The 20,209-nt window shown below is 68.4% G+C and carries 18 protein-coding genes; 10 read left to right on the top strand and 8 right to left on the bottom strand.

Annotated elements, in window-relative coordinates; genetic code table 11:
- Position 1 precedes the first annotated feature (1 nt).
- From sufC to ACFULV_RS12785, 4 genes are read right to left on the bottom strand one after another with little or no spacing between them, the layout of a single operon-like run.
- Positions 2-769, bottom strand: a complete 768-nt coding sequence (gene sufC / locus ACFULV_RS12800) for a Fe-S cluster assembly ATPase SufC (protein WP_378627111.1) — start codon at positions 767-769, stop codon at positions 2-4.
- Between the two features lie 32 nt (positions 770-801).
- Positions 802-1,980 carry a Fe-S cluster assembly protein SufD gene (gene sufD, locus ACFULV_RS12795; protein ID WP_378627109.1) on the bottom strand — a complete coding sequence of 393 codons (1,179 nt, stop codon included), beginning with the start codon at positions 1,978-1,980 and terminating at the stop codon, positions 802-804.
- Entirely contained in the window at positions 1,980-3,416 is a 1,437-nt protein-coding gene (gene sufB / locus ACFULV_RS12790; RefSeq protein ID WP_062983114.1) for a Fe-S cluster assembly protein SufB, read from the bottom strand. The genes sufD and sufB overlap by 1 nt, the downstream gene beginning before the upstream one ends.
- Complete coding sequence (locus ACFULV_RS12785; protein ID WP_378656051.1) at positions 3,413-4,207, bottom strand: helix-turn-helix transcriptional regulator; 795 nt, start codon at positions 4,205-4,207, stop codon at positions 3,413-3,415. Before ACFULV_RS12785 ends, sufB begins: the two co-directional genes overlap by 4 nt.
- A gap of 345 nt (positions 4,208-4,552) precedes the next feature.
- On the opposite strand from ACFULV_RS12785, the gene ACFULV_RS12780 reads away from it, so the two are divergent.
- From ACFULV_RS12780 to ACFULV_RS12760, 5 genes are all read left to right on the top strand, one after another.
- Entirely contained in the window at positions 4,553-5,482 is a 930-nt protein-coding gene (locus ACFULV_RS12780; protein WP_378656048.1) for a rhomboid family intramembrane serine protease, read from the top strand.
- Positions 5,483-5,561: 79 nt separating this feature from the next.
- Entirely contained in the window at positions 5,562-7,280 is a 1,719-nt protein-coding gene (gene mptB / locus ACFULV_RS12775; RefSeq protein ID WP_378656046.1) for a polyprenol phosphomannose-dependent alpha 1,6 mannosyltransferase MptB, read from the top strand.
- A gap of 73 nt (positions 7,281-7,353) precedes the next feature.
- Positions 7,354-8,286 (top strand): ABC transporter ATP-binding protein, encoded by a 933-nt coding sequence (locus ACFULV_RS12770; protein WP_378627104.1) that lies wholly within the window; start codon positions 7,354-7,356, stop codon positions 8,284-8,286.
- Positions 8,283-9,065 (top strand): ABC transporter permease, encoded by a 783-nt coding sequence (locus tag ACFULV_RS12765; protein WP_378656043.1) that lies wholly within the window; start codon positions 8,283-8,285, stop codon positions 9,063-9,065. The genes ACFULV_RS12770 and ACFULV_RS12765 overlap by 4 nt, the downstream gene beginning before the upstream one ends.
- A 68-nt stretch (positions 9,066-9,133) precedes the next feature.
- Positions 9,134-10,105 (top strand): heme A synthase, encoded by a 972-nt coding sequence (locus ACFULV_RS12760; RefSeq protein WP_378656042.1) that lies wholly within the window; start codon positions 9,134-9,136, stop codon positions 10,103-10,105.
- 82 nt (positions 10,106-10,187) lie between these two features.
- Here the strand turns inward: ACFULV_RS12760 and ACFULV_RS12755 are convergent, their stop codons facing one another.
- Positions 10,188-10,553: a hypothetical protein gene (locus tag ACFULV_RS12755; protein WP_378627099.1), complete on the bottom strand. Its 366-nt coding sequence runs from the start codon at positions 10,551-10,553 to the stop codon at positions 10,188-10,190.
- A 76-nt stretch (positions 10,554-10,629) separates the two neighbouring features.
- Between ACFULV_RS12755 and ACFULV_RS12750 the strand changes: the two genes are divergently transcribed.
- A complete protein-coding gene (locus tag ACFULV_RS12750; RefSeq protein ID WP_378656040.1) occupies positions 10,630-11,595 on the top strand; it encodes a quinone oxidoreductase family protein in 966 nt (321 codons plus the stop codon).
- A gap of 13 nt (positions 11,596-11,608) precedes the next feature.
- On the opposite strand, the gene ACFULV_RS12745 is transcribed toward ACFULV_RS12750, so the two are convergent.
- The gene (locus ACFULV_RS12745; protein ID WP_378656037.1) at positions 11,609-12,511 is read right to left on the bottom strand and encodes an oxidoreductase; all 903 of its coding nucleotides are present in this window, start codon (positions 12,509-12,511) and stop codon (positions 11,609-11,611) included.
- A 74-nt stretch (positions 12,512-12,585) separates the two neighbouring features.
- Here ACFULV_RS12745 and ACFULV_RS12740 point away from each other — a divergent pair, with 74 nt between their 5' ends.
- Positions 12,586-13,176, top strand: a complete 591-nt coding sequence (locus tag ACFULV_RS12740; protein ID WP_378656035.1) for a TetR/AcrR family transcriptional regulator — start codon at positions 12,586-12,588, stop codon at positions 13,174-13,176.
- On the opposite strand, the gene ACFULV_RS12735 is transcribed toward ACFULV_RS12740, so the two are convergent.
- Positions 13,173-13,775, bottom strand: coding sequence for a TetR/AcrR family transcriptional regulator (locus ACFULV_RS12735; protein WP_378656032.1), 603 nt, complete (start codon positions 13,773-13,775; stop codon positions 13,173-13,175). The genes ACFULV_RS12740 and ACFULV_RS12735 overlap by 4 nt on opposite strands.
- Before the next feature lie 95 nt (positions 13,776-13,870).
- Here ACFULV_RS12735 and ACFULV_RS12730 point away from each other — a divergent pair, with 95 nt between their 5' ends.
- Complete coding sequence (locus ACFULV_RS12730) at positions 13,871-15,385, top strand: FAD-dependent monooxygenase (RefSeq protein ID WP_378656029.1); 1,515 nt, start codon at positions 13,871-13,873, stop codon at positions 15,383-15,385.
- 103 nt (positions 15,386-15,488) lie between these two features.
- On the opposite strand, the gene ACFULV_RS12725 is transcribed toward ACFULV_RS12730, so the two are convergent.
- Positions 15,489-16,424, bottom strand: coding sequence for a heme o synthase (locus ACFULV_RS12725; protein WP_378628319.1), 936 nt, complete (start codon positions 16,422-16,424; stop codon positions 15,489-15,491).
- 502 nt (positions 16,425-16,926) lie between these two features.
- On the opposite strand from ACFULV_RS12725, the gene tkt reads away from it, so the two are divergent.
- Positions 16,927-19,068 carry a transketolase gene (gene tkt, locus ACFULV_RS12720; RefSeq protein ID WP_378656026.1) on the top strand — a complete coding sequence of 714 codons (2,142 nt, stop codon included), beginning with the start codon at positions 16,927-16,929 and terminating at the stop codon, positions 19,066-19,068.
- 4 nt (positions 19,069-19,072) lie between these two features.
- The gene (gene tal / locus ACFULV_RS12715) at positions 19,073-20,206 is read left to right on the top strand and encodes a transaldolase (RefSeq protein ID WP_378627090.1); all 1,134 of its coding nucleotides are present in this window, start codon (positions 19,073-19,075) and stop codon (positions 20,204-20,206) included.
- Positions 20,207-20,209 lie beyond the last annotated feature (3 nt).

Here is a 20,209-nt window from a genome sequence, read left to right as displayed (position 1 = left end):
GTCAGGCTCCAGCGGTCGCGGACGTGAAGCGCTCGTAGCCGTTCGCGTCGAGTTCCTCGGCCAGCTCGGAGCCACCTTCGGCGACGATCTTGCCGTTGACGAACACGTGCACGAAGTCGGGCTTGATGTAGCGCAGGATGCGGGTGTAGTGGGTGATCAGCAGCACGCCGCCGTCCGTACGCTCCTTGTAGCGGTTGACGCCTTCGGAGACGATGCGCAGCGCGTCGACGTCCAGACCGGAGTCGGTCTCGTCGAGGATGGCGATCTTCGGCTTGAGCAGACCCAGCTGCAGCACCTCGTGACGCTTCTTCTCGCCACCGGAGAAGCCCTCGTTCACCGAGCGGTCGGCGAAGGCCGAGTCGATGTCGAGTTCCTTCATCGACTCCTTCACCTCCTTGACCCAGGTGCGCAGCTTGGGGGCCTCGCCGCGGATGGAGGTGGCAGCGGTGCGCAGGAAGTTCGACATCGAGACGCCGGGGACCTCGACCGGGTACTGCATGGCCAGGAACAGGCCGGCGCGGGCGCGCTCGTCGACCGACATCGCGAGGACGTCTTCACCGTCGAGGGTGATGGTGCCCTGGGTGACGGTGTACTTGGGGTGGCCCGCGATCACGTAGGACAGCGTGGACTTGCCCGAGCCGTTGGGGCCCATGATGGCGTGCGTCTCGCCGGACTTCACAGTCAGGTCGACGCCGTTGAGGATCTGCTTCGACTCACCCTCGGGGGTGGTGATCTCGGCGTGCAGGTCCTTGATTTCCAAAGTTGTCATCGAATTGAAGTCCTTCGTGGGAAGTAGGTGAGTCAGATACCGACAGTGGCGAGTTCGGCCTCGATGGCCGCCTCGAGCCGCTCCCGGACCTCGGGGACTGTGACCTTCTGGATGATCTCGAAGAAGAAGCCACGCACCACCAGGCGGCGGGCGACGTCTTCGGGGATGCCGCGAGCGCGCAGGTAGAACAGCTGCTCGTCGTCGAAACGGCCGGTGGCACTGGCGTGTCCGGCACCGGCGATCTCGCCGGTCTCGATCTCCAGGTTCGGCACCGAGTCGGCGCGCGCGCCGTCGGTGAGCACCAGGTTGCGGTTCGCCTCGTAGGTGTCGGTGCCCTCGGCGGCCGCGCGGATCAGCACGTCGCCGATCCAGACCGTGCGAGCATCGCCCTTGGGCGAGGACGGATCGCCCTGCAGCGCACCCTTGTACAGCACATTGGACTTGCAGTTGGGCTCGGCGTGATCGACCAGCAGGCGCTGCTCGAAATGCTGGCCGGCGTCGGCGAAGTACAGACCGAACAGCTCCGCTTCACCACCGGGACCGGCGTAGCGCACGGTGCCCGACAGGCGAACCAGGTCGCCGCCGAGGGTCGCCGACACGTGGCGCAGGTTCGCGTCACGGCCCAGCTTCAGGTGATGCGCGGTGACGTGCACGGCGTCTTCGTTCCATTCCTGGACCGCGACGACGGTGAGCTTGGCGCTGTCACCGAGCACGAATTCGACGTTCTCGGCGTAGGTTCCGCTGCCGCGCTGGTCGATGACCACGGTGGCGACGGCGAAGTTGTCCAGGCGCACCTGCAGGTGACCGTAGGCGGTCTTGCCCTCACCGGGACCGGTGATGGTGACGGTGACCGGGTCCGACACCTCGGTTTCGGGGCCGACGGTGATCACGGTCGCCTCGGAGAAACCCGAGTAGGCCTGGGCGGCGACACGATCAGCGGGCGTACCGGCCTGGCCGAGACGAGAGTCGGTGCGGCCCACCGTTTCCACGGTGACACCGGCGACTTCACTCACCTCGACGGTTGCCTGACCATCGGCGGCAGCGGTGCCGTCGTGCAGGCCGCGCAGGCGGCGCAGCGGGGTGAACCGCCACGCCTCGTCGCGACCCGACGGGACCTCGAATGCGTTCACGTCGAACGAGGTGAAGACCTCGCCCTTGTTGACCGCGGCGCCCGCGCCAGGATTCTGGATCGGCGTCTCGAGCGTCGACATCAGCCCACGGCCCCTTCCATCTGCAGCTCGATGAGCCGGTTCAGTTCCAATGCGTATTCCATCGGCAGTTCCTTGGCGATCGGCTCCACGAAGCCGCGCACGATCATCGCCATCGCCTCGTCCTCGGTGAGGCCGCGGCTCATCAGGTAGAACAGCTGCTCCTCGGAGACCTTGGAGACGGTCGCCTCGTGACCCATCGTCACGTCGTCCTCGCGGATGTCGACGTAGGGGTAGGTGTCGGAGCGGCTGATGGTGTCGACCAGCAGGGCGTCACACTTCACGGTCGACTTCGACCCGTGCGCGCCCTTGTTGATCTGGACCAGACCGCGGTACGACGCGCGACCGCCACCACGCGCCACCGACTTCGACACGATGGTCGAGGAGGTGTGCGGGGCCAGGTGCAGCATCTTGGCACCGGTGTCCTGGTGCTGGCCGGGGCCCGCGAACGCGACCGAGAGGACCTCGCCGTGCGCGTGCTCGCCGGTCATCCAGACCGCCGGGTACTTCATGGTGACCTTGGAGCCGATGTTGCCGTCGACCCACTCCATGGTAGCGCCGGCTTCGGCCTTGGCCCGCTTGGTGACCAGGTTGAACACGTTGTTCGACCAGTTCTGGATGGTCGTGTAGCGGCAGCGGCCGCCCTTCTTCACGATGATCTCCACGACCGCGGAGTGCAGCGAGTCGGACTTGTAGATCGGCGCTGTACAACCCTCGACGTAGTGGACGTAGGCGTCCTCGTCGACGATGATCAGCGTCCGCTCGAACTGGCCCATGTTCTCGGTGTTGATCCGGAAGTAGGCCTGCAGCGGGATGTCGACGTGCACGCCCGGCGGCACGTAGATGAACGAGCCACCCGACCAGACGGCGGTGTTGAGCGCGGAGAACTTGTTGTCACCGGCGGGGATGACCGAACCGAAGTACTTGTGGAAGATCTCCGGGTGCTCCTTCAACGCCGTATCGGTGTCGAGGAAGATGACGCCCTGCTTCTCCAGATCCTCGCGGATGGAGTGGTAGACGACCTCGGACTCGTACTGCGCCGCGACACCGGACACCAGACGCTGCTTCTCCGCCTCCGGGATGCCCAGCTTGTCGTAGGTGTTCTTGATGTCCTCGGGCAGGTCTTCCCAGCTCTCGGCCTGCTTCTCGGACGAGCGCACGAAGTACTTGATGTTGTCGAAGTCGATGCCCTCGAGGTTGGAACCCCAGTTCGGCATGGGCTTGCGGTCGAAGATGCGCAGCGCCTTGAGGCGCAGGTCGAGCATCCACTCCTCTTCGCTCTTCTTGGCCGAGATGTCGCGAACGACAGCCTCCGACAGGCCACGTTGGGCGCTGGCGCCTGCCACATCGGAGTCGGACCAGCCGTAACCGTAGGTGCCCAGCGAGGCGATGGTTTCGTCCTGGGTAAGCGGTTGTACCTGGTCGGTCGAGGTCGTCATTCGGCACTCCTTCCGGAGTCGTTCGTTCGTCCCGCCGCGGGCTGTGCGGCGGTTGGGGTCTTCGGCACCGCGACCAGCGGTACGTGGGTGGTGCAGGCGCAATCGCCGTTGGCGATCGTCGCAAGGCGCTGCACGTGGGTACCGAGCAGGTCGCGGAAAGCGTCCAATTCGGCGGCGCACAACTGCGGGAACTCCTCGGCGACATGGGCCACCGGGCAGTGGTGCTGACAGATCTGCACACCGGCGCCGACCTGACGGGTGGTGGCGGCGAAACCGGCCTCGGCGAACGCTTCCGCGATCTCGGAGACCTTGGCCTCGATCACCGGTGCGGTGTGGTCGGCGACGGGTTCGATGCCGTCGACGATCACGCGAACCCGCTTGCGCGCGAATTCGGCGATCGCGGCGTCGCCACCGATCTCGCCGAGCTGACGAATCGCCGCGCCGGCCAGATCGTCGTAGGCGTGACCGAGGTTGCCCCGGCCCGCCGCGGTGAGCTGGTACTGCTTGGCCGGTCGACCGCGCCCTTTCTGCTGCCACGGCGCGGAGCGGCTCGCCCGAGCCTGGCCCGCGTCGATCAGCGCGTCGAGGTGCCTGCGCACCCCGGCCGGCGCGAGACCGAGTTCGGTGCCGATCGCCGTCGCGGTGATCGGCCCCTGCTCGAGCAGCAACTGGACGATGGCCGCCCTGGTCTGCCCCTCGTGCGCGGTCGCCGCGGGGACAGCCGACGACCGAGCGCCGGTCGTCTTACGACCGTCACTTTCCACGCCTGTCCGCAAACCCACGGTTTTCACAACACCAGTGTGGCGGAATTGCTTCCCTAAATCTAATAAGGGTCACCTGACAAAGGGTGCCCTGACCTGCATGAAGATCATCGGGGCGCTCCCCCGCCCGACAAAACCCCAGGTGCGGACCCTGCGGACCGATCCCGGTCGCTCGTCCGGGTGACCCATCGCACAGGTCGGCTACCGCGACCACCCGGCGCCCAGCAACACCGAACCCGGTCCCGAACGGTCCGCCCGGCACGCTCACGCGGCGTTGCTCGCAGGAAATATTCGCACCACAGCGCGGCGATCGACGATCCGGGTGCGCAGTGGCGAACGCGGCGGGCGCAGGGGGCGGTCTGGCACGATGGCAGGGTGTCGAACCCGCTCACACCCACGTGTGTCCGTCATCCTGATCGGCCTACCGGACTCGCGTGTACGCGATGCGGGCGGCCCGCCTGCCCCGACTGCCTGCGTCCGGCAGCGGTCGGGCAGCACTGCGTGGACTGTGTACGGCAGGGGCAGCAGGACGTGCGGCCGGTGCGGACCGTCGGCGGCGCACGCGAGGGCGGCGCGGTTCCGTACGTGACCTACGGGTTGATCGCGGTCAATGTGCTGGTCTATGTGCTCACCGCGGCGCAGGCCGGCAGTCCTATGTACAACTACCGCGGGTCGTCGGTGTTCCGGGAGTTCGTCCTGGTGCCGTTGCTGGTGGCCGACGGCGAGTGGTGGCGGCTGCTCGGGTCGGGGTTCCTGCATTACGGCGCGATCCATCTGCTGGTCAACATGTTCGCCCTGTATGTCGTGGGGCGCGACCTCGAGCAGGTGCTGGGCAGGATCAGGTACGGCTGCGTCTACCTGGTCTCGCTGCTGGGCGGGTCGGCGGCGGTGATGGCGCTGTCGGATTCGGTGACGGCGACAGCCGGCGCCTCCGGTGCGGTGTACGGCCTGTTCGGCGCTGTCACGGTGACGCTGATCCGGTTGCGGCAGAGCCCGACCCCGATGCTGGTGGTCATCGGCGTGAATGTGCTGATCAGCTTCTCGATCCCGGGAATCTCGCTGTGGGGCCACCTCGGCGGTCTGGCCGCGGGCACGTTGAGCGCGCTCGGCATCCTGTTCGTGCCCGGCTGGCTGTCGGCCCGCGATCAGCGATCCGCGCAGCGCATCGGCTGGGCGGCGCTCGGTGCGGTAGCGCTGATCTGCGTGGCCGTGATCGTCGCCGCCGCGCTCTCGTTGCGCTCGGACCCGGTGTTCGTCGGACCACCGGCCGTGACCGCGCCGACCCCGGTCGAAGCACCCAGGTAGTCCGCCGCGACAGGCGCACCTCCGGTGCGCGAACGACTGACGAACCCTGTCGCGTCCACGCACACTAGGCTCTGACTTCGTGGCGGTACTGGAGGGCGCGGCGCGCAAGACACTGGCGTTCGGGCGGCGAGCTCTCGGGCTCGACGTGTCGGCGCCCGATCACACCGTCGCGGTGCTGCATCGCGACGAGACCGAGGTCCCCGGGCTCGACAAGAGCGAACGCGCGCAACTGGACCGGATCCGGCTGATGGGCGCGACCGGCGCAGTATTGATGGCGATCGCGGCGCTGGGCATCGGCGCCCAACCCGTGCACCAGAATCCGGTCTCGGGCGTGCGGGTGCTCGGCATCTTCGCGCGAGCGCACACCGGATCCCTTGCGATGTGCATGTTCGGCACCGCGCTGGTGATCGGTGCGTGGTTGCTGCTCGGGCGCTTCGCGATCGGCGGGCTCGCGGGTTCGCCACTGCACCGGCTGAGCCGCTCGCAACTGGACCGCACGCTGCTGCTGTGGATCATTCCGCTGTCCGTGGCGCCGCCGATGTTCAGCAACGACGTCTATTCCTATCTGGCACAGAGCGAGATCGCCGCCCGCGGCATCGACCCCTATTCCGAGGGTCCCGTCGCCGGACTCGGAATCGACAATGTGCTCACCAACAATGTGCCGACGATCTGGCGCGATACGCCCGCGCCGTACGGGCCGCTGTTCCTCTGGATCGGTCGCGGTATCGCGGAGCTCACCGGGGACAACATCATCGCCGGGGTCTGGGTGCACCGGTTGCTGGCGCTGGCCGGAGTGGCGCTGATCGTGTGGGCGCTGCCGCGGTTGTCGGTGCGCTGCGGGGTGGCGCCGGTGAGTGCGTTGTGGCTCGGTGCGGCCAATCCGCTGGTGCTGTTCCACCTGGTCGGCGGCGTGCACAACGACGCGCTGATGCTCGGGCTGATGCTGGCCGGGGTGGAGCTCATGCTGCGGGCGATCTACGGCGAAGGAGGCAGACCCGACCGGCTGACGGCCATGAATCTGCCACCGTTCGACAGCCGCGCCTACGGGCTGCTGATCGGCGGCGCGGTGGTGATCACGCTGTCGTCGTCGATCAAGCTCACCTCCATCATCGCGCTCGGCTTCGTCGGCATGGCGCTGGCCAGACGCTGGGGCGGCACGCTCACCGCCGTCGTCAAGGCCGCGGCTCTGCTGGGCGTCATCGCCGTGGCGACAACGCTTCTCATCGGTTTCGCCAGTGGGCTCGGCTTCGGCTGGGTCAATACCCTCAGCGTCGCCAATGCCGTCCGGAGCTGGATGTCGCTGCCGACCATCATCGGGATCGTCACCGGTTTCGGCGGTGTGCTGCTCGGGCTGGGCGACCACACCACCGCGCTGCTGTCGATCACCCGGCCCATCGCCGCGGTGGTCGCGGGCTACGTGACAGTCCGCATGCTCGTCGCCACCGGTATGGGCAGGCTCCATCCCGTCGGCGCGCTCGGCGTCTCGCTCGCGGCCATCGTGCTGCTGTTTCCGGTGGTCCAGCCCTGGTACCTGCTCTGGGCGATCGTGCCGCTGGCGGCCTGGGCCACCCAGCCGGTGTTCCGGGTGCCCGCCGTCGCCTTCTCGGCGGTGGTCTCCATGCTCGTGATGCCGCGCGGTGCGGAATTCCAGGTCTTCCAGATCATCGGCGCCGCGCTCGCGGCCGTCGTGTGCTTCGCGTTGTTCTTCGCGCTCACCCGGCACACGCTGCCCTGGCGGGCGCAGCCGGGGGTGTCGGCTCCGTCACAGGAGGGCACGGCTTACCGTGTGACAACGTGAGGGAGCGCAGCGAGCGAACCGAGGGCACAGCACCTTTTGGCGCGACGGAGCCGAGCGTCAGCGAGGCGCAGTTGTGACAACACGCCTTGGACCCGCCGTTAGCGTCGACGGTGTGGTCAAGCGCTATGGCGAGACCACAGCGGTAGACGGTCTCCGGTTCGACGTGGAGCCCGCCCAGGTGTTCGCTCTGCTCGGCCCCAACGGCGCGGGCAAGACCACCACCGTCGAGATGTGCGAGGGCTTCGTGCGCCCGGACGCGGGCACGGTCCGCGTCCTCGGTCTCGACCCGATCGCCGATTCCGAGCAGTTGCGTCCGCGCATCGGCGTGATGCTCCAGGGTGGCGGCGCCTACCCCGGCGCCCGCGCGGGCGAGATGCTCGACCTGGTCGCGTCCTACTCCGCTGATCCGATCGATCCCGACTGGCTGCTGTCGACGCTGGGCCTACAGGACAATCGCCGCACTCCCTATCGTCGCCTGTCGGGTGGTCAGCAGCAGCGCCTGGCGCTCGCGTGCGCGCTGGTCGGCAAGCCCGAGATCGTGTTCCTCGACGAACCCACCGCCGGCCTGGACGCGCAGGCCCGGCTGATCGTCTGGGAACTCATCGACGCCCTGCGCCGCGACGGCGTGAGCGTCGTGCTCACCACGCACATGATGGACGAGGCCGAGCAGCTCGCCGACCAGCTGGTCATCATCGATCACGGGCAGATCGTCGCCCAGGGCACGCCCGCCGAGGTCACCGCCCACGGCGCGGCGGGCCAGCTGAGATTCTGCGCCCCACCCAAACTCGATCTGAACCTGCTCACCTCGGCTCTCCCGGAGGGCTTTTCGCCGCGCGAGACGACACCGGGCACCTACCTCGTCGAGGGCGAGATCAACCCGCAGGTGCTGGCCACCGTCACCGCCTGGTGCGCCAGGATGGACGTGCTGGCCACCGACATCCGCATCGACCAGCGCCGCCTCGAAGACGTCTTCCTCGAACTGACCGGACGGGACCTGCGCGGATGAGCGAGACCACCAGCCGTTTCCTGCCCGGCACCTTCACCCCCGATCCGCGGCCCGCCTCGCGCGCGACGATGCTCACCGCGCAGACCGGGCTCGAGCTGAAACTGTTGTTGCGCAACGGCGAACAGCTGCTGCTCACCATGTTCATCCCGATCACCCTGCTCGTCGGGCTCACCCTGCTGCCGTTCGGCGACCTGGGCGAGCACCGGGTCGACCGGATCGTGCCCATGGTGATGATGACCGCGGTGATGTCGACCGCGTTCACCGGCCAGGCCATCGCGGTCGGCTTCGACCGCCGCTACGGCGCCCTCAAACGACTCGGCGCGACACCGCTGCCCCGCTGGGGCGTGATCGCGGGCAAGTGCGCCGCCGTCCTCATCGTGGTGGTGCTGCAGGCGATGCTGCTCGGCGCGATCGGTGTCGCGCTCGGCTGGCGCCCCGGGATCGGCGGACTCGCCCTCGGCGCGCTGGTGATCGCCCTCGGCACGGCCACCTTCGCGGCGATGGGATTGCTGCTGGGCGGGACGCTCAAGGCCGAGGTCGTGCTGGCGCTGGCCAATATCCTGTGGTTCATCATGCTCGGCATCGCCAGCCTGGTACTCGTCGGCGATACCCTGCCCACCGCCCTGACCGTGATCGCCCGGCTCATCCCGTCCGGGGCGCTGGCTTTCGCGCTGGACACGGCGCTGACGGGGTCGATCGACTGGTTCGGCGTGGCGGTGCTCGCGGCGTGGGGCGTGGTGTGCGGATGGCTGGCGACCCGGCTGTTCCGGTTCCACTGACGTGACCAACGACGCGCTGTAGTAGCCCTGGTATCAGCGCCGAAATCCTGGCCGGTACCATTCCTGACGTGCTGTATCGCGCCTTCGTTGGCCTCGTCGACCGGCTGCCGCTCCCCTCGCTGCGGGTGCAGCGGCTCATCGCCATCGCGGTGATCCTGAGCCAGGCGGGAATCTCGGTGACCGGCGCGATCGTGCGCGTCACCGCCTCCGGCCTCGGCTGCCCGACCTGGCCGCAGTGCTTCCCTGGCAGCTTCACCCCCATCGGGGTGTCGGAAGTGCCCGTCCTGCACCAGACCGTGGAGTTCGGCAACCGGCTGCTCACCTTCGCGGTGACGCTGTGCGCCGGGCTGATCGTGCTGGCCGTCATCCGGGCACGGCGGCGCAGGGAAGTCCTGACCTATGCCTGGCTGATGCCCGGCGGCACGGTCGTGCAGGCGATCATCGGCGGTATCACCGTGCGCACCGGCTTGCTGTGGTGGACCGTCGCCGTGCACCTTCTCGTCTCGATGGTGATGGTCTGGCTGGCCGTGGTGCTGTACGCGAAGATCTGCGAACCCGACGACGGCATCGAGACCGTCCAGGTGCCCGCTCCCCTGCGCTGGCTCACCGCACTGTCGGGCGTGGCCCTCGCGGGTGTGCTGATCGCGGGCACGCTGGTCACCGCGGCCGGCCCGCATGCCGGTGACAAGAGCATCGAGCGGCAGGTCGAGCGACTGCAAGTCGAGATCGTCACCCTGGTTCACCTGCATTCGCAGTTGATGATCGGATATCTCGCACTGCTCGTCGGGCTCGCGTTCGGGCTCTTCGCCGTCGGCATCACCCCCGCCATCCGCAAGCGGCTGTTCGTCCTGCTCGCGCTCGTGCTCGCGCAGGGGCTGGTCGGTGTCGTTCAGTACTTCACCGATGTGCCCGCCGCGCTCGTCGCGATCCACGTCGGCGGGGCAGCGGCGTGCACCGCCGCGACCGCCGCACTGTGGGCGTCGCTGCGGACACGCGAGAAGGTCGACGTTCCCGCGGTGCCCCAGGCTTCCGTGCACTGACCCGTCACAACGAAACAGCCCGCGATCGGTATACCCGATCGCGGGCTGTTCGATGTTCGTCGGTAATTCTGCGCCGCGGAGATCAGGCCCCCGCGAACAACTTCCAGTTGCGCGCCTTCGGGAACTTGGTCTGATGGGCGACCCAGCCGGCCATCTTGGCCCAGTGCGTCGGGGCGGGGGTCACGATCGAGCCCAGCTCGCGGCTCCATTCGTCGGTCTCGGCGAGGCCGTCGACGCGCTCCACGAGCGCCTTCGCGGTCGCCATGTCGCCGACCACCCGGTCGCCGAGGATGCCGTCGGCACCGACCAGGGTGATCCGCACGCCCTGCTTGCCGATGTACTGCAGCACGGCCGTTCCCGAACCACCGTGCTGGGCGAGGAACTTCACGATGGACTTCTCGACCTCGGCCGGCACCTTCACGGCCTCGGGGGCGGCGGTTGTACTCATGAACCGGAGTTTACCGGCAGGTAGTTTCCAGTCCAGCCTCGAGTGGCCTGGAACACGGGGTGTAGAAAGAGGACTCATGCGCGCGATTCAGGTTTCCGAGCACGGCGGTCCCGAGGTCCTGCAGTACGTCGAGCTGGCAGACCCGCAGGCCGGGCCCGGTCAGCTGCTGGTCGAGACCCAGGGTGTGGGCGTCAACTACATCGACATCTACTTCCGCACGGGCCAGTATCCGCAGGCGACGCCCTACATCCCCGGCTCCGAGGGCACGGGCATCGTGGTAGCGATCGGTTCTGATGTCACCGAGTTCGCCGTCGGCGACCGCGTCGCCTGGGCGTCGGCGCCCGGCAGCTACGCGGACCTGGTCGCCGTCGACGAGGCCGTGGCGGTGAAGGTGCCCGACGACGTCGAACCGGCCGTGGCGGCCGCCGCCCTCCTGCAGGGCATGACCGCCCATTACCTCACCGAATCGGTGTTCTCGCCCGAACCCGGCGACCCGGTTCTCATCCACGCGGGCGCGGGCGGCGTCGGCCTGCTGCTCACTCAGATGGCCGTCGCGAGGGGCGCCCGAGTCATCACCACGGTCTCCACCGACGCCAAGGAGAAACTGTCCCGCGAAGCGGGCGCCACCGACGTCCTGCGCTACGGCGACGACCTGGCCGCCCGCGTCCGTGACCTCACCGACGGCATCGGCGTGGCCGCGGTCTACGACGGTGTCGGCGCCAGCACTTTCGAAGCGAGCCTCGCCGCCCTCCGAATCCGCGGCACCCTCGCGCTGTTCGGCGCGGCCAGCGGCGCGGTCCCGCCCTTCGACCCGCAACGCCTCAACCCCGCCGGTTCCCTCTGGCTGACCCGCCCGTCCCTGGGCGCCTACACCCGCGATCGCACCGAATTCCTGTGGCGTGCCACCGATGTCTTCGACTGGATCGCCGCGGGCACCCTGAACCTGCGCATCGGCGCCACCTATCCGCTGGCCGACGCGGCCCAGGCCCAGCGCGATCTCGCGGCGCGAAAGACCACCGGCTCGATCGTGCTGCTGCCGTAGCCCGGCTGTCCACTCACCCCGGGAAGCGGACACCGGTCAGTTCCTCGGAAGCTTCCCAGAGTCGGCGCGCGCTCTCGCGGTCCATCGAGCGAGAGCTGGAGCGCACCCGCTCCGGATAGCCGCCGATCTCGAAAAGTCCTGAGGGTCCGTAGTATTCACTCCCCTGCGCGGCCGGATCGGTCGCGGCACGCAGAGTCGGGAGCGCCCCCATGGCGGGGGTGCGCCCGAACAGGCGGGCGACGGCGAGATTCGGCAGACGGAAGACCGCCGGGGAGTACCGGAACACCTCGGTGCTCGCGCCGCCGGGATGAGCGGCCAGTGCGCAGGCCGACGTTCCCGCGAGTCGGCGATCGAGCTCATAGGTGAACAGCAGATTCGCCAATTTCGATACGGCATAAGCATTTCCAGCGGATCTCGCAGGGTCGTCGAGATCGATTCGCCCGAAGCGGTGGCCGATGCTGCTGACGGTCACCACCCGCCCGGCCTCGGCTGCGACGAGGTGATCCAGCAGCAGTCCGGTGAGCGCGAAGTGACCGAGATGGTTGATCCCGAACTGGCTCTCGAATCCGTCCTCGGTCGTGCCGGACAGCCCGGTGACACCGGCATTGTTGATCAGCAGATCGACGCGGTCGTAGCGGCTGCGCACCGTCTCGGACGCGGCGCGGACCGACGCGAGAGACGCCAGGTCGAGAGCGACCGTGTCGACCTTCGCTCCGGGCGCCCGTCTCGCGATGCGCTCGGCAGCGTCGGCCGCCTTACCGGAATCGCGACAGGCGAGCGCCACGGTGGCGCCTCGCGCGGCCAGGGCTCGTGCGGTTTCGAAGCCGAGTCCGGTATTGGCGCCGGTGACGACCGCGATTCGCCCGGCCAGGTCGGGGATGTCGGCTTCGGACCACTTCATGACAGCTCCTAACATGAACGATGCATTCACATTAAAGTGAACCAGTCGTTCATGTTATTGGCAAGGCACTCGAGAAGGATGGCACCGAGATGACCGACCGCCCCCTGCGCGCGGACGCGCGGCGCAATCGCGAGGCGATCGCCGCCGCCGCACGCGAACTCGTCATCCGCGAAGGGCCGGGCATCGGCATGGACGAGATCGCCACGGCAGCGGGTGTCGCGACCGGCACGCTGTATCGGCACTTCCCGACCAAGCAGGATCTGATCGAGAGCATCGTGGCCGACCTGGCCGAGGGCATCGACCGGTCGCTGAACTCGGCGCTCGCCAGAGCCGAGGACGGGACCAGCTCGGCCATCGACGAGGTGATCGCACTACTGCGCCACGTGATGATCGATATGCGGCAGGAACGCCTGCTCCGGTTCGCCGTCGCCGGGGTCGCCGAGGACTCACTCCGCGAGATCCAGGCGCGCGGGCGTGCCGCCGTCGAGCAGCTGGTCGCCACCGCGCACCGCAACAATTCGCTCTACCCGGACGTCACCGCGGACGACGTGGTCCTCCTGCTGTCCACCGCGCCGACCGACGCCATGTCCGAGGTGGAGCAGTCGCGCTGGTTGACGCTAGCTCGCCGAGCACTCACACCGAACCCGGCCACCGGAGTTCGGAACCCGGCACGCGGCTAGTAGTCGCGGCCGGTCAGACCGCGGTAGACGAAACGGGTGATCGACTCGATCGCCTCCTCGTCGGTGAGGGTCACCGAGCCGTCTTCGACCATCCGCAACATCCCGTCGACCGCGGCGAACATCATCGCCAAGCTGGCGTCGACCGTTCCCGGCAGGCGTAGCCCCCGTTCCGGGAAGTCCGCCACGTGGTCGGCGATGTCGGTGCGCTGTTCGGCGCCGAAGCCCGCGATGATCCGGGCGAAATCCGGGCTGACCTGCGCCGCCTGGCCCATCGCGCGCAGGACCGAGGCGTGTTCGCGGGCGAAGGTCCAGTAGCCGCGGACGTGGTAGCGGACTGCGGCCGGGTCGGTGAAGTCACCGTTGTGCTCCGGGTCGGCCGCTCGCTCGTCGCTTGCCACCGCCATATCACGCAGAAGCGCTTGCAGCAGTTCCTCTTTGCTCGCGAAGTGGTTGTAGAACGATCCGGCCGCGCGGCCCGCGGCGGTGGTGATGTCGGTGATCTTCGCGTTCAGGTAGCCGTGTTCGGCGAAAACCTGCCGGGCGGCGTCCTTGAGCGCCTGCTCGGTCTCCGCGGATTTCTCGCGCCTGCTGCCCACCACCGGACATCACCTCCTTGACAAGCACGGTACCAACACTGAAACTGAATTCATATTCACTGAATATCAGTTCAGTTCTTGTCGCAGGAGGCATTGCCATGTCAGAGCAGGTACTCATCGCGGGTGCGGGCCCGACCGGTCTCACCCTCGCCCTCGATCTCGCACGGCGCGGCGTGCACGTCCGGCTCGTCGACCGGGCCGATTCGCCGTTTCAGGGGTCGCGCGGCGACGGCATCCAACCGCGCACCCTGGAGGTGTTCGACGACCTCGGCGTCATCGACGCGGTACTGGCCGCCGGGCGCGAGGTCCCGGTGATGCGCGCCTATTTCGCGGGGACCTTCGTCGGCGAGCGCCGCATGGCCGACCCGGTCGAGCCGACCCCGGATGTGCCGTATCCGAATACCTGGGTGCTCGGCCAGTCCGACACCGAGGCGATCCTGCGGGCGCGGCTCGCCGAGCTCGGGGTGACGGTCGAATTCGCCACGGCGCTGGTCGATTTCACCCAGGACGACGCCGGCGTCACCGCGACACTGCAACGCGGCAGCACATCGGAGACGGTGCGTGCGAGCTATCTGGTCGGTGCCGACGGTGGCGCGAGCACGGTGCGCAAGCGCCTCGGGATCGCGTTCGAGGGCAGCACCGACGAGTCGATCAAGATGCTGCTCGGCGATGTCCGCGCCGACTCTCTCGACCACGAGTACGGCTACTGGTTCGCCGCCGCGGCCGACCAGCCGATGACCGGTTTCGCCTTGTCCCCGCTACCGGGCGCGCGGCGCTTCCAGTTCGCCGCCCCGCTGACCGACGACCGCTTCCCCGACCTGGCCACCCTGCAGGATCTGGCCGACCGCCACGGCCCCGAGACAGGCCTGGTGCTGAGCGACCTGTCCTGGATCACGGTGTGGCGCCCCAATATTCGACTCGCCGAACGCTTCCGCGACGGCCGGGTGTTCCTCGCGGGCGATGCCGCCCACGTCCATCCGCCCACCGGCGGCCAAGGCCTGAACACCGGCGTTCAGGATGCCTACAACCTGGGCTGGAAACTGGCCGCTGCCCTCGGTGGCGACCCGGCCCCGCTCCACACCTACGAACCCGAACGCCGCACGGTCGCGGCCCGCATCCTCGGCCTGAGCACTGAGCTCCTCGACAAACTCGTCGACGGCGACGAGGACGCGATGCACCGCGGCCCCGAAACCCGCCAGCTCGCCATCACCTATCGCTCCCCCGCCGACGACGGCCCCCTCGTCGCGGGCGACCGCGCGCCGGACGCCACACTGCACGACGAAACCGGCCGCCCGATCCGCCTGTTCGACGTCTTCCGGGGACCCCACGCGACCCTGCTCCGCTTCGCCCCGACCAACGACTCACTCGACATCGAGCTCCCGGCCTTCGCGGCAGGCGCGAACTCCACATCCGTGTCCCCAGCGACACCGATCGACGGATCCGGCGTTCTCACGGTCGAGATTCGCCGCGTCGACACCCCGTCCGAGTCATCCACCCGACCGGCGTCTGTGACACTTGTCGACACCGACGGACACGCCTTCACTGCCTTTTCGGCGACGGCGGGCACCGACATCCTGATCCGACCCGACGGCCACCTCGCACGTCGCTGGTGAGCTTCCAGGTCGGCCACTCCCCTGATCCGGCGAGGCCGCGACCGGACCAGGTCCGGACATGACAGTGGCCGGGCATCGCTGCCCGGCCACTGTTCCAGAAGTCTTACAGCCCGACGAGGCTGCCGATCGTGTCCCACCCGAGCACCGAGTCGACGGCCAGACCACAGAACACCACCGCGAGGTAGTTGTTCGACTGCAGGAACAGCTTCAGCGGCTTCACCGACTCGCCACGGCGCACCCCGGCGTAGAGCTGATGCGCCATCAGCAGGAACCAGGCACCGGCCACCAGGGCGACCGCCGCGTAGATGACACCGGTCGCGGGCACCAACGCCATCGTCGCGAGCACCGTCAACCAGGTGTAGATGACGATCTGCTTGGTCACCACCTGCTCGGTCGCGACCACCGGCAGCATCGGCACGCCGGCCGCGCGGTAGTCCTCCTTGTAGCGCATGGCCAGCGCCCAGGTGTGCGGCGGTGTCCAGAAGAAGATCACCGCGAACAGCACCACCGCGGGCCAGCCGATAGTGCCGGTCACCGCGGACCAGCCCACCAGCGCGGGCATGCAGCCGGCCGCGCCGCCCCACACCACGTTCTGCGAGGTCCGGCGCTTGAGGCCCTTGGTGTAGACGAAAACGTAGAACAGGATCGTCGCGACGACCAGCAATCCGCTGAGCAGGTTGGCCTGCCACCACAGCCAGGCGAAGGAGATCGCGCCGAGCACGACACCGAAGACGAACGCGTGCGAGGTGGGCACCGCCTCGCGGGCCAGCGGGCGGCGCGCGGTCCGCTTCATCACCTTGTCGATATCGGCGTCGGCCACACAGTTGAGAGTGTTGGCGCTGGCCGCGCCCATCCAGCCACCGAACAGGGTGACCAGGATCAGCCGGATGTCCACCGTGCCGCGGTCGGCCAGCAACATCGTCGGAATGGTGGCAACGAGCAGTAACTCGATGACGCGTGGTTTGGTGAGCGCGATGTAGGCAAGGGGCTTGCGCACTATCCGCGCGGCCAGGCTGTCGCCCTGGAGTCGGTCGGCCAGCGCCGTCGACGAAGTTCCGTGCGCACCGCTACTACCCGGCTCGTGACCGATCCGCACTGTTTCTCCTCGCACGCTGTGCTTCGCTTCGCATCCGGTAATGGAACGAGCAGCGCGCGGCTGCGGCGCGGCCACTACTACAGAGGATGGTAGACCCACTCACCTGCCGCTCCGCGCCAGACCCCCGCCACCGTGGGCGCGGTCACTACGCCCCACGAGCCCGCATCCCGGGCCCACGCGGCGGTGAACCCGCATCGACGCGCAGGTGAACGGCATCGCGACGGGCTCCGCCCGCGCGGCGGCGATGGTCTACACCGCACACCGCCGACTCACGGCGATCCGAACTAGACTCAACGCCAGGGTTCGCGCCAACCGCTGTAGCAGCACCACTAGGGTATTCCTGTACATCGGTACGCATCCCGGCCGCGTGCGACCCGCTGTCGAACATCATCGCCGCTGCCAAGCTATCGCCGTCGACGAAACCTAGGTCAGGAGAACTACGGTCGTGCCAGTCACAGACGACATTCGCGCCCTCACTCAGCGGAACTATCCCAGCGACTGGACGGACCTCGACACCAAGGCCGTCGACACCGCCCGGGTACTCGCTGCCGACGCCGTGCAGAAGGCGGGCAACGGGCACCCCGGTACCGCGATGAGCCTCGCGCCGCTCGCCTACACCCTGTTCCAGCGCACCATGCGTCAGAACCCGGCGGAGCCGCGCTGGGTCGGTCGCGACCGGTTCGTGCTGTCCTGTGGGCATTCCAGCCTCACCCTCTACATCGAGCTCTACCTGGCCGGTTTCGGCCTGGAGCTGACCGACCTCGAGCAGCTGCGCCAGTGGGGCTCGCTCACCCCGGGCCACCCCGAGTTCCGCCACACCGACGGCGTCGAGATCACCACCGGCCCGCTGGGCCAGGGTCTGGCCTCGGCGGTCGGCATGGCGATGGCCGCGCGGCGTGAACGCGGGCTGTTCGATCCGGACGCCCCCGAGGGCACCAGCCCGTTCGACCACTTCATCTACACCATCGCCTCCGATGGCGACCTGCAGGAGGGCGTCACCGCCGAGGCCTCCTCGATCGCGGGCACCCAGCAGCTGGGCAACCTCGTGGTGATCTACGACGACAACGAGATCTCCATCGAGGACGACACCGACATCGCCTTCACCGAAGACGTGGCCAAGCGATACGAGGCCTACGGCTGGCAGGTGCAGATCGTCGAGGGCGGCGAAGACGTCGTGGCCATCGAGAAGGCGCTGGCCGCGGCGAAGGCCGAGACCAGCAAGCCCTCGATCATCATTCTGCGCACCATCATCGGCTTCCCGGCCCCGAACAAGATGAACACCGGTGGCGCGCACGGCGCCGCGCTCGGCCCCGACGAAGTCGCCGCGGTGAAGAAGGCGCTGGGCTTCGACCCGGAGAAGTCCTTCGACGTCGACCCGGCCGTCATCGAGCACACCCGCAAGGCACTGGCCCGCGGCGCCGAGGCACAGGCGAAGTGGCAGCAGAGCTTCGACGAGTGGGCCGAGGCCAACCCGTCGAACAAGGCGCTGTTCGATCGCCTGCAGACCCGCTCGCTGCCCAAGGGCTGGACCGAGGCGCTGCCGAGCTTCGAGGTCGACCCCAAGGGCATGGCCACCCGCAAGGCGTCGGGCAAGTTCCTCGCCGCGGTCGCCGACGAGCTGCCCGAGCTGTGGGGCGGTTCGGCCGACCTGGCCGAGTCCAACAACACCACGATGCCCGGCCAGGCGAGCTTCGGCCCCGAGTCGATCTCCACCGGCGCGTGGAAGGCCAACCCGTACGGGCGCACCCTGCACTTCGGCATCCGTGAGCACGCGATGGGCTCGATCCTCAACGGCATCGCGCTGCACGGCCCGACCCGCCCCTACGGCGGCACCTTCCTCGTGTTCAGCGACTACATGCGCCCGGCGGTCCGCCTGGCCGCACTGATGCGGGTGCCCGCCATCTACGTGTGGACCCACGACTCCATCGGCCTCGGCGAGGACGGCCCGACCCACCAGCCGGTCGAGCACCTGGCCGCGCTGCGCGCGATCCCGGGCCTCAACGTCGTTCGCCCCGCGGACGCCAACGAGACCGTCCACGCCTGGCGCACCGTGCTCGAGCGTGACTCCGACGAGCACACCTCGCACTTCCCGGTGTACGAGTCGCCGCAGCAGGACGGCCCGTCCGCGCTGGCACTCACCCGCCAGGACGTGCCGACCCTGGAGGGCACCAGCTACGAGGGTGTCAAGAAGGGCGGCTACGTGCTGGTCGAGGCGTCCACCGGCACACCGGAAGTGATCCTCATCGGCACCGGCTCCGAGGTCCACCTCGCGGTCGCCGCGCGCACTACGCTGGAAGAGCAGGGCATCCCGACCCGCGTGGTCTCGATGCCGTGTGTGGAGTGGTTCGACGTGCAGGATCAGGGATACCGCGACGAGGTGCTGCCCCCGTCGGTGCGGGCCAGGGTCGCGGTGGAGGCCGGTATCGCGATGCCGTGGCACCGATTCGTCGGTGACGCGGGTGAGGTCGTCGGCATCGACCACTTCGGCGCGTCGGCCGACTACAAGACTCTGTACCGCGAATTCGGTATCACCCCCGATGCCGTCGTCCGCGCGGCACTGCGTTCCACCGACAAGGTGAAGGGGTAAGACCATGGCACAGAACGAGAATCTCGCCGCGCTCTCGGCCGCGGGCGTCTCGGTGTGGCTCGACGATCTCTCGCGTGAACGCATCCAGTCCGGCAATCTCGCCGACCTGGTCGCGACCCGCAGCGTCGTCGGTGTCACCACCAACCCGAGCATCTTCCAGGCCGCGATGAGCGTGGGCCACGCCTACGACGCGCAGCTGAAAGACCTTGCGGCCCAAGGCGCCGACGCCGACGCGGCGATCCGCACGATGACCACCGACGATGTGCGCGCCGCCTGCGACGTGCTCGCGCCGGTGTTCGAGGCGACCGGCGGCGTGGACGGGCGGGTGTCGATCGAGGTCGATCCCCGGTTCGCCTTCGACGCCGACAAGACCGTCGCCCAGGCGATCGAGCTGTGGAAGATCGTCGACCGCAAGAACCTGTTCATCAAGATCCCGGCCACCGAGGCCGGTCTGCCCGCCATCACCTCGGTGATCACCGAGGGCATCAGCGTGAACGTGACGCTGATCTTCTCGGTGCCGCGCTACCGCGCGGTGATGGGCGCCTACCTCGACGGTCTGCGCAACGCCAAGATCGGTGGCCACGACCTGGCCAAGATCCACTCGGTGGCGTCGTTCTTCGTCTCCCGCGTGGACACCGAGATCGACAAGCGCCTCGAGGCGATCGGCACCCCGGAGGCCCTCGCCCTGCGTGGCAAGGCCGGTGTGGCCAACGCGCGTCTGGCGTACGCCGAGTACCAGGACGTGTTCGACGGTGGCGCGCACACCTCCACCTACAACCACCTGGCCGCACAGGGCGGCAACCGGCAGCGGCCGCTGTGGGCGTCGACCGGGGTGAAGAACCCGGATTACCCCGACACCCTCTACGTCACCGAACTCGTCGGCCCGAACACGGTCAACACCCTGCCGGAGAAGACCCTGCAGGCGTTCGCCGATCACGGTGAGGTGCTCGGCGACACGCTCAGCGGCCGTGGCGCCGAGGGCGCTCAGGTCTTCGCCGATCTGGCAGCGGTGGGTATCGATCTCGACGATGTGTTCGCGCTGCTCGAGCGCGAGGGCGTCGAGAAGTTCGAGAGCGCGTGGGGCGAACTGATCGAGGCCACCACCGGCCAGCTCGACATCGCGGCGGAGGGCAACTAGCAC

This window comes from Nocardia sp. NPDC057272 (genome assembly GCF_042668615.1).
GTDB lineage: Bacteria > Actinomycetota > Actinomycetes > Mycobacteriales > Mycobacteriaceae > Nocardia.
The sequence above is the reverse complement of the archived record's forward strand: the minus strand, read 5'-3'. Positions and strand labels throughout refer to the sequence as shown.